This window comes from Rhizobium sp. UBA1881 (assembly GCF_002338015.1).
GTDB lineage: Bacteria > Pseudomonadota > Alphaproteobacteria > Rhizobiales > Rhizobiaceae > Rhizobium.
Genome location: NZ_DDHH01000094.1, coordinates 309 through 10,458, shown reverse-complemented (window position 1 = coordinate 10,458; position 10,150 = coordinate 309). Strand labels below are relative to the sequence as shown.

The following is a 10,150-nucleotide window of genomic DNA, read 5'->3' as shown; positions in this document are numbered from 1 at the left end:
CGATATCAACATGGGCTGCCCCGCCAAGAAGGTGATCGGCGGCTATTCCGGCTCGGCGCTGATGCGCGATCCGGATCATGCGCTCGGCCTCATCGAGGCAACGGTCAAGGCCGTCGATGTTCCCGTGACGCTGAAGATGCGCCTTGGCTGGGACGAGAATTCTATCAACGCCCCCGAAATCGCAAAACGCGCCCAGGAGGCCGGCGTTCAACTGGTCACGATCCACGGCCGTACGCGCATGCAGTTTTACGAAGGACGCGCCGATTGGGACGCGATTCGCGCTGTGCGCGATGTCCTCACCATCCCGCTGGTCGCCAATGGCGACGTCGAAACGGTCGAGGACGCCCATGAAATCCTGCGCCGCTCCGGCGCCGATGCCGTGATGATCGGCCGTGGCTGCCAGGGGCGCCCGTGGCATGCCGGCGTGCTCGCCGGCGCCGATGCGCCTCAGCCGTGGGAGATCGCTGATATCGCCGTCGAGCATTATCGCATGATGCTCGATTTTTATGGCGAAGCGGTCGGCGTTCGTCATGCTCGCAAGCATCTCGGCTGGTATATGGAACGCTTCGCACCGTCGGTGTCGGCAAACGATAAGGCGGCGATCATGACCGCGCGCGATCCTCGCGAGGTCTCGCAACGATTCCACGATGCCCTGGTCGCGGCGGCAGACAATACAGATGCCCGGGAGGCTGCATGACAAACGACGCGTCGCTATCATCTGCCCATGCCGGCAGTGCCGTCGCCATGGCCGTTCTCAACGCCATCCAGAACCCAGTCATCATGGTCGATGATGCCGGGTTGGTCGCCTTTGCCAACTGGGAGGCGGAAGCCTTCTTCGGGGCGAGCGCCTCTCATCTGGCGCGCTACAAGATCTCGACCTTCATTCCCTTCGGCAGCCCGCTTCTGGCGCTGATCGACCAGGTGCGCGAACGCCGCGCGCCGATCAACGAGTATCGCGTCGATCTGAGCTCACCAAGGCTCGGCCAGGACAAGCTCGTCGACATCTACGTCGCGCCGGTGACGAGCGAGCCGGGCTCCGTCGTCATCGTCTTCCAGGAACGCTCGATGGCCGACAAGATCGACCGGCAGCTGACGCACCGCGCTGCCGCCCGTTCGGTCACAGGTCTGGCCTCGATGCTGGCGCACGAAATCAAGAACCCGCTCTCGGGCATTCGCGGTGCCGCCCAGCTGCTTGAGCATTCGGCAACCGACGATGACCGCGCGCTGACCCGGCTGATCTGCGACGAGACTGACCGCATCGTCTCGCTGGTCGACCGCATGGAGGTCTTCTCCGACGAGCGCCCGGTCGATCGCGTGCCCGTGAACATCCATTCCGTGCTCGATCATGTGAAGGCGGTCGCCAAGGCAGGCTTTGCGCGTCACATCAAGATCACCGAGAACTACGACCCCTCGCTGCCGTCGGTCTATGCCAACCGCGACCAGCTGGTGCAGGTCTTCCTCAATCTCGTCAAGAACGCCGCCGAGGCGATCGGCGACCGGCCGGATGGCGAGGTCGTGCTGACGACCGCCTATCGTCCCGGCATCCGCCTTTCGGTCGCGGGAACGCGCGAGAAGATTTCGCTGCCGCTGGAGTTCTGCGTGCAGGACAACGGCCCGGGCGTTCCGTCCGATCTTCTGCCGCATCTGTTCGACCCCTTCATCACCACCAAGACCAACGGCAGCGGCCTCGGTCTTGCGCTGGTGGCCAAGATCATCGGTGATCATGGCGGCATTATCGAATGCGACAGTCAGACCAACAAAACCACATTCCGCGTGCTCATGCCTGCCTCCAAGGACGCATCGTTTGAGGACGCAACCATAACCCCCACAGGACCTTCTCGATGACAGCAACGATCCTCGTCGCGGATGATGATGCGGCAATTCGTACGGTGCTTAATCAGGCCTTGAGCCGCGCCGGATATGACGTGCGTATCACCTCGAACGCCGCCACCCTGTGGCGCTGGGTTTCAGCCGGCGAGGGCGACCTCGTGGTCACCGACGTCGTCATGCCCGACGAGAATGCCTTCGATCTGCTTCCGCGCATCAAGAAAGCCCGTCCGGATCTTCCCGTGCTGGTCATGAGCGCGCAGAACACCTTCATGACGGCGATCAAGGCCTCGGAAAAGGGCGCCTACGACTATCTGCCCAAGCCCTTCGATCTGACCGAGCTGATCGGCATCATCGGCCGCGCGCTGTCGGAACCGAAGCGGAAGCCCGCCAAGGTCGAAGACGACGTGCAGGACGGAATGCCGCTGGTTGGCCGCTCGGCCGCCATGCAGGAAATCTATCGCGTCCTGGCGCGTCTGATGCTGACCGACCTGACGCTGATGATCACCGGCGAATCCGGCACCGGCAAGGAGCTCGTCGCCCGCGCGCTGCACGACTATGGCAAGCGCCGCAACGGTCCCTTCGTCGCGATCAACATGGCCGCGATCCCGCGCGACCTGATCGAATCCGAGCTCTTCGGTCATGAAAAGGGCGCCTTCACCGGCGCGCAGACCCGCTCGACCGGCCGTTTCGAGCAGGCCGAGGGCGGCACGCTGTTCCTCGATGAAATCGGCGACATGCCGATGGATGCGCAGACGCGGCTGCTGCGCGTGCTGCAGCAGGGCGAATACACCACCGTCGGCGGCCGTACGCCGATCCGCACCGATGTGCGCATCGTGGCAGCCACCAACAAGGATCTGAAGCAGGCGATCAACCAGGGCCTCTTCCGCGAGGATCTGTACTACCGCCTCAACGTCGTGCCGCTGCGCCTGCCGCCGCTGCGCGACCGCGCTGAAGATATCCCCGATCTCGTCCGCCACTTCGTTCAGCAGGCGGAGAAGGAAGGTCTCGGCACCAAGCGTTTCGATCAGGAAGCGCTTGATCTGATGAAGGCCTACGCTTGGCCGGGCAACGTGCGCGAGCTGGAGAACCTCATCCGCCGCCTGATGGCACTTTATCCACAGGATGTGATTACCCGCGAAATCATCGAATCCGAGCTGCGCTCCGACGTACCGGATAGCCCGATCGAGAAGGGGCCGATCCGCAACGGCAACATGACAATTGCTCAGGCTGTCGAAGAAAACATGCGGTCCTATTTCGCCACGTTTGGCGATAATCTGCCGCCTCCGGGCCTTTATGACCGCGTTTTGACCGAGATGGAGTATCCTCTCATCCTGGCCGCGCTGACGGCCACGCGAGGCAACCAGATCAAGGCCGCCGATCTGCTCGGTCTCAACCGCAACACGTTGCGCAAGAAGATCCGCGAACTCGGCGTATCCGTCTACAGAAGCTCCCGCACCGCTTGACGCCCTGCAACGCTTGACAATGTGACGTGATGCGTTGCATTTTCGCCACATTGCGTTGCCAATAAGTCACGCAAGGGGTTTGTGTTCCTGCGGTCAGTTCTGCGTCCGAAGATCCGGCTCGACGATGGACGAGCGGGAGATCGAGCGCGGTCTTTCACCCTGACCCATGGACGGCGGCGAAATGCGTTTCGCCGCGTGGAGAGTTAAACGAATGAAGCAGGATGCGTTGCCGCCGGCGGCGGAGGGCGAAGCAGTTACCACGGTAACGGATCGCCGCGCGCTGTTTGCTCTGCCCGGTCTCGTGCTTGCCGGGGGCGCGCTCCTCTGCGCCACGATGACGCTCTTCGTGCTGCTCGGCCTGACGCCGATCGCCCCGACATCGCCGGTGGTCATCACGTCAGTCGTCGTCAATTCCTTCTTCGTGCTCGGCCTGATGGCCCTGATCGGTCGCGAGGTTTCGCGGCTCTTGAAGGCGCGCAAGCGTGGTCGCGCTGCGGCACGTCTGCATATCCGCATCGTCGTGCTCTTCTCGATCGTGGCGATCACGCCCGCCATTCTCGTGGCCCTCTTTGCCAGTATCACGCTGAACGCCGGTCTCGACCGCTGGTTTGCGCTCAGAACGCAGTCGATCGTCAGCTCCTCCCGAAACATCGGGCAGGCCTACATGATGGAGAATGCGAGCTATCTGCAGGGCCAGACGGTCTCGATGGCCAACGACCTGGAGCGCAATCGCCAGCTGTTCAATCTCGATCGCACCGGCTTTGCCGAGTTGATGACGCGCCAGGCGAGGGGACGCGGCCTGCTCGGTGCCTTCCTGGTGCAGGCGGATGGCACTGTGATCACGCAGGCCGATATCAAGACCGAGAAACCGCTGCCGGCGATCCCGCAGGACGCGCTCAATAAGGCTTCGGCCGGCCAGCCGACGCTCATTCCGCCGGGTGTGACGAACCTTGTCGGCGCCATCATCAGGCTCGAATCCATTGACGGCGCATTCCTCTATACGGTGCGCGCGGTCGACCCCAAGGTCATGACCGCGATGCGGATGATGGAGGAGAACGCCACCGAATACAGGTCGATGGAGGCGGGGCGTTTCTCGCTGCAGATCGCCTTCGCCATCCTCTATGTCGGCTTCGCACTGATCGTGCTCCTCGCCGCCATCTGGACGGCCATCGCCGTCGCCGACCGTATTGTCCGCCCGATCCGGCTGCTGATCACCGCAGCCGACAGCGTCGCAACCGGCAACATGGACATCGTCGTTCCCGTGCATGCCGTGGATGGCGACGTCGCCAACCTGTCGCGCACCTTCAACAAGATGATCTCCGAAATCCGCACGCAACGCGACGAGATCCTCGAAGCCAAGGACGAGGTGGACGACCGCCGCCGCTTCATCGAAGCGGTTCTTTCGGGTGTGACCGCCGCCGTCATCGGGGTTGAGAGCGATCGGCGGGTCACCATCGTCAACAGCTCGGCCGAAACGTTGATGGCGCTTGATGCCGGCGACATGCTCGGCAAGCAGCTCTCCGAAATCGCGCCTGAGGTCGACCAGGTTCTGACCGAGGCGGCGTCGCGCTATCGCGGCGATTTCCGCAAGCAGATTGCGCTGGTGCGCGCCGGCACCGTGCGTACGCTGAGCGTCCAGGTAACGCGCGAGGAAGTGCGCGATCTTAGCGAATCCTACGTCATCACGCTCGATGACATCACCGACCTCGTGATTGCTCAGCGCTCCACCGCCTGGGGCGACGTCGCGCGCCGTATCGCCCACGAAATCAAGAACCCGCTCACCCCGATCCAGCTGTCGGCCGAGCGCATCCAGCGCCGCTATGGCAAGCAGATCAACCAGGATGACCGCGGCGTCTTCGATCAGTGCACCGAGACGATCATCCGCCAGGTCGGCGATATTGGCCGCATGGTCGACGAGTTCTCCTCTTTCGCGCGCATGCCGAAGCCGATCAAGGAGCCGAGCGACCTGCGCAAGATACTGCACGACGCGGTCTTCCTGCGCGAGATGGGCAACAGCCACGTCGCCTTCCTGCAGGAATTCGGCGATGCGCCGCTCGAAGGGCAGTTCGACAGCCGCATGCTGGGCCAGGCCTTCGGCAATCTCATCAAGAACGCGGTGGAAGCGATCGAGGCCGTACCGGCCAACGAGCGCGAGGAGCGCAAGGTGCTGGTACGCGCGTCGCTGGATCAGCCACGTGACCGCTTCACCGTCGATATCATCGACAACGGACGCGGTCTGCCTGTCGAGAACCGGCACAGCATCTTGGAACCGTATATGACGATGCGCGAAAAGGGGACCGGTCTCGGCCTCGCCATCGTGAAGAAGATTATTGAAGAACATGGCGGGCAGCTCGAACTGCATGACGCACCCGCTGATTTTGACCAGGGAAGAGGGGCCATGATCCGCGTGCATCTGCCACGCCTGGAGCAATCGCCCGCCGCCTCGGCCGCAAGTGACAAGGAAAATGCATATGGCCTCTGATATTCTGGTCGTCGACGACGAACACGACATCCGCGAGATCGTCTCCGGCATTCTCTCCGACGAGGGCCACGAGACCCGCACCGCGCACGACAGCGACAGCGCTCTGGCTGCGATTTCGGACCGTGCGCCGCGGCTGATCTTCCTCGACATCTGGATGCAGGGCAGCAAGCTCGACGGTCTGGCGCTGCTGGATGAGGTCAAGACGCGCCATCCCGACATTCCCGTCGTCATGATCTCCGGCCACGGCAACGTCGAGACCGCCGTCTCCGCCATCAAGCGCGGCGCCTTCGATTTCATCGAGAAGCCCTTCAAGGCCGACCGCCTGATCCTGATCGCCGAGCGCGCGCTGGAAAATTCCAAACTCAAGCGCGAAGTCTCCGAATTGAAGCGCAAAGCCGGCGATCCGGTCGAGCTGATCGGCACTTCCGTTGCCGTCTCGCAGCTCCGCCAGACGATCGAGAAGGTATCGCCGACCAACAGCCGCATCATGATCCTCGGCTCCTCCGGCTCCGGCAAGGAACTGGTCGCGCGGATGATCCACAAGAAGTCGTCGCGCGCGAGTGGGCCGTTCGTGGCGATCAACGCCGCCAACATCACGCCCGACCGCATGGAAGTGGCGCTCTTCGGGACTGAGGGCTCGCCCGGCCAGGCGCGCAAGATCGGCGCGCTCGAGGAAGCGCATCGCGGCATTCTCTATCTCGACGAGGTCGGAGAAATGCCGCGCGAGACGCAGAACAAAATCCTGCGCGTGCTGGTCGATCAGCAGTTCGAGCGCGTCGGTGGCTCCAAGCGGGTGAAGGTCGATGTGCGCATCGTCTCGTCCACGGCCTATAATCTCGAAAGCCGGATTGCCGAGGGCTGGTTCCGCGAGGATCTCTATCATCGCCTAGCCGTGGTGCCGGTCAAGGTGCCGTCGCTGGCCGAACGCCGCGAGGACATCCCGTTCCTCGTCGATCAGCTGATGCGCCAGATTTCCGAACAGGCGGGCATTCGTCCGCGCCGCATCGGCGACGACGCGATGGCGGTTCTGCAGGCCCACGACTGGCCAGGCAATATCCGCCAGCTGCGCAACAACATCGAGCGCCTGATGATTCTCGCCCGGTCCGATGGGCCGGATGCGCCGATCACCGCCGAGATGCTGCCGACCGATCTCGGCGACATGCTTCCGAAAGTATCTGCGAAGAACGACTATCACATCATGACGCTTCCCTTGCGCGAAGCGCGCGAGATGTTCGAGAAGGATTATCTGATTGCCCAGATCAATCGATTCGGCGGCAATATCTCGCGCACCGCCGAGTTTGTCGGCATGGAGCGCTCGGCGCTGCACCGCAAGTTGAAGTCGCTGGGTGTCTGATCAGAGGTTTGATCGGTAGCCGGCGTGTCTTTTCGAGCGGCGGGCAGGGTAGCGGCAGGGGCCCCAGGTGATCTGCCGCCGCATAAAATTAGACAGGCCTTTTTCGTCGTTGCGGAAAAGATTGCGATTTGATACCAAAGGCTTTCCAGGCAGCAGGGATGAGGGTTGTCGGCTGCCTGATGGAAAAATAAGAAGTATTTTACCGGCACGTGAAGGCCGGCAATAAAGAAAGAATCGGCGCGATGGCGGAACGTTCTCAAAACCTGCAGGACTTATTTCTCAATACTGTTCGCAAGCAAAAGATTTCCCTGACTATATTTCTGATTAACGGTGTGAAGCTGACCGGCGTTGTTACGTCGTTCGACAACTTCTGCGTTCTGCTGCGCCGTGACGGCCATTCGCAACTCGTGTATAAGCACGCGATCTCGACCATCATGCCCGGCCAGCCGATGCAGATGTTCGAAAGCGAAGAATCCGCTTCCTGACAGGACAGACGTCATCTCGACACGTGATACCAAGAATGATTCGATCATCCCGGAAGCTGTGAAGCACCGGGATGACATGCGCGCGACCGTCGTCGTTCCCGTGCTCAAGCAGGCACGCGGCAGCCGCGGCAGTGCCGACACCATCACCACGACCCGCACGCCGGAAAGCCGCCTCGAAGAGGCGACGGGCCTGGCGCAGGCGATCGATCTCGATGTGGTCAAGGGCACTATCGTAACCGTCAGCGAGCCGCGTCCGGCGACACTGATGGGCACCGGCAAGATTCAGGAGATCAAGGACAGCCTTGATGAGACCGATTCCGGCCTCGTCATCGTCGATCATCCGCTGACGCCGGTCCAGCAGCGCAATCTCGAGAAGGAATGGAACGCCAAGGTCATCGACCGCACGGGCCTCATTCTCGAAATCTTCGGCCGCCGCGCCTCCACGAAGGAAGGCACGCTGCAGGTCGATCTCGCCCATCTCAACTATCAGAAGGGCCGGCTGGTTCGCAGCTGGACCCACCTTGAGCGCCAGCGCGGTGGTGGTGGCTTCATGGGTGGTCCGGGTGAAACCCAGATCGAAGCCGACCGCCGCATGCTGCAGGACCGCATCATCAAGCTCGAGCGCGAGCTGGAGCAGGTGGTCCGCACCCGCCAGCTGCATCGCGCCAAGCGCCGCAAGGTGCCGCATCCGATCGTGGCGCTGGTGGGCTACACCAACGCCGGCAAGTCGACGCTGTTCAACCGCATCACCGGCGCTGGCGTTCTCGCCGAAGACATGCTGTTTGCGACGCTCGATCCGACGCTGCGCCGCATGAAGTTGCCGCACGGCCGCACCGTGATCCTGTCGGACACCGTCGGCTTCATCTCCGACCTGCCGACCCATCTCGTCGCCGCCTTTCGCGCAACGCTGGAAGAGGTGCTGGAAGCAGACCTCGTCCTGCACGTCCGCGATATGGCCGATGAGGATAACCAGGCGCAAAGCGCCGACGTGCTCCGCATCCTGAAGGATCTCGGCATCGACGAGGCCGAGGGTGAAAAGCGCATCATCGAGGTCTGGAACAAGATCGACCGCCTTGAGCCGGAAAACCACGAAGCGATCGTCCAGAAGGCCGAGGGTGCCCGCAATGTCGTGGCGGTTTCCGCCGTGACGGGCGAAGGCGTCGATGCGCTGATGGAAGAGATCAGCCGCAGACTATCCGGCGTGCTGACGGAAACCACCGTCATGCTCCCGGTTGACAAGCTTGCCTTGCTGCCATGGCTTTACGATCACGCGATCGTCGACAGTCGCGAAGACAATGAGGACGGATCGGTCACGCTCGATCTCAGGCTTTCTGAAACGGAAGCGACCGAACTCGAGCGCCGGCTGGGCAATACGGCGAGGCCGAAGGAAGACTGGGAGCGCTGATCCGGCGCCCCCATTGTCCATTTGGCGCTCGGCTAGACCAGCGCGCTCTCATCCTGCACCGCGACTTTCTCCTCTGGCACGAGCTGATCAAGCTTGATCCGTCCAACCGGATCGAGCAGCTCACCCGTGACCAGCGTGGTGATCAGGCTGCGCACCAGCGGCAGCTTGGTCGCCGGGCCGATAAGGATGTCGCGGGTGAAAGGCAGCACTGAACTGTCTGATTGATAAAACGGCGTCAAGATACGGCTGAGCAGCTGATAGAAGCGGATATGGATCTGCCGCTGCTTCAGATGGCGGTCGATGGCTTCGCCGACCGTCGCCTCGTGGCAGAGTGCCGAAGCCAGCGATGCTGCGTCGAGCAGCGCCATGTTGGCTCCCTGGCCAAGCTGCGGGCTCGTCGCATGCCAGGCGTCGCCGATCTTCAGGACGTGCTTGCCCGCAACAGGCGTTCGGGTCAGATGCCGATAGCGCGCGTGCACCGGCTCGGCCACGGCGGCCAGTGCTTCCGCTTCCGGCCAGAAGGATCGGACCGCGTCGATCCAGGCGTCGCGCCCGGCAGCCCGCCATGCCTCGAAATCCTTGTTGCGGATGCTCCAGAAGAACGTAGCCATCGGAGCCGCGCCATCGCGCGCGGTGCCGACAGGCAGTACGCCGGCCATCTGGCTTGCTCTCTTGTAGCGTTGCTCCAGTTCGTCCTTGCGGAAGACGCCATACTGCGGCCAGGGCACCGTCGCCCAGAGTGCCCCATAGCCGAGTTCGGTGGCGGCCTTCGCCGCGACCGGCGAGTTGGCGCCCATGGCGTCGATGGCGAGATTGGCGGTCGCCGTGCGTATGCCGCCGTCGAGGACCAGGCGCGGCGCGCTGCCAGCCTCGATCTCGGTTACCCGCGACGATGTCTCGAACCGCACCCCGGCACTGATCGCGGCTTCAAGCAGCAGATCGAAGAGGGCGACGCGCTGGATGGCGATGCCGTAGGCGCCCGGGCGATAGCCGACGTCGAGCACGGTTCGGCCATTGCCGGACAGGCGCCCATGCATGCGGCTGATGCGGGCGCCGCGCGCCTCGACTTGGGCAAGCAAGCCCATGCGCGAGAGAACCGCGGCCCCTGTCGGCTGCAGCACGAAGCCGGAG

At 62.9% G+C, this 10,150-nt stretch carries 8 protein-coding genes; 7 read left to right on the top strand and 1 reads right to left on the bottom strand.

Translation table 11 applies throughout. The annotated features are described in order from the left end of the window. The 7 genes from B3605_RS11750 to hflX form a co-directional block, all read left to right on the top strand. A partial coding sequence (locus B3605_RS11750; protein ID WP_296433963.1) for a tRNA dihydrouridine synthase occupies positions 1-697 on the top strand: 697 nt, incomplete at its 5' end. Beyond that, positions 694-1,845 carry a two-component system sensor histidine kinase NtrB gene (locus tag B3605_RS11745; RefSeq protein WP_112945668.1) on the top strand — a complete coding sequence of 384 codons (1,152 nt, stop codon included), beginning with the start codon at positions 694-696 and terminating at the stop codon, positions 1,843-1,845. The genes B3605_RS11750 and B3605_RS11745, both read left to right, overlap by 4 nt. Next, positions 1,842-3,293, top strand: coding sequence for a nitrogen regulation protein NR(I) (gene ntrC / locus B3605_RS11740; protein ID WP_018899972.1), 1,452 nt, complete (start codon positions 1,842-1,844; stop codon positions 3,291-3,293). The genes B3605_RS11745 and ntrC overlap by 4 nt, the downstream gene beginning before the upstream one ends. 211 nt (positions 3,294-3,504) lie before the next feature. Continuing rightward, on the top strand, positions 3,505-5,775 hold the full coding sequence (locus B3605_RS11735; RefSeq protein ID WP_112945667.1) for a sensor histidine kinase NtrY-like: 2,271 nt from the start codon (positions 3,505-3,507) through the stop codon (positions 5,773-5,775). Then, positions 5,765-7,129 carry a sigma-54-dependent transcriptional regulator gene (locus B3605_RS11730; RefSeq protein WP_112945666.1) on the top strand — a complete coding sequence of 455 codons (1,365 nt, stop codon included), beginning with the start codon at positions 5,765-5,767 and terminating at the stop codon, positions 7,127-7,129. The genes B3605_RS11735 and B3605_RS11730 overlap by 11 nt, the downstream gene beginning before the upstream one ends. A gap of 242 nt (positions 7,130-7,371) precedes the next feature. Then, on the top strand, positions 7,372-7,614 hold the full coding sequence (gene hfq / locus B3605_RS11725) for an RNA chaperone Hfq (RefSeq protein WP_018325164.1): 243 nt from the start codon (positions 7,372-7,374) through the stop codon (positions 7,612-7,614). A gap of 76 nt (positions 7,615-7,690) precedes the next feature. Beyond that, on the top strand, positions 7,691-9,019 hold the full coding sequence (gene hflX, locus B3605_RS11720; RefSeq protein ID WP_112945665.1) for a GTPase HflX: 1,329 nt from the start codon (positions 7,691-7,693) through the stop codon (positions 9,017-9,019). Between the two features lie 32 nt (positions 9,020-9,051). Here the strand turns inward: hflX and B3605_RS11715 are convergent. Next, positions 9,052-10,150, bottom strand: a 1,099-nt coding sequence (locus B3605_RS11715) for an FAD-dependent oxidoreductase (RefSeq protein ID WP_296433959.1), incomplete at its 5' end; no start/stop codon positions are given.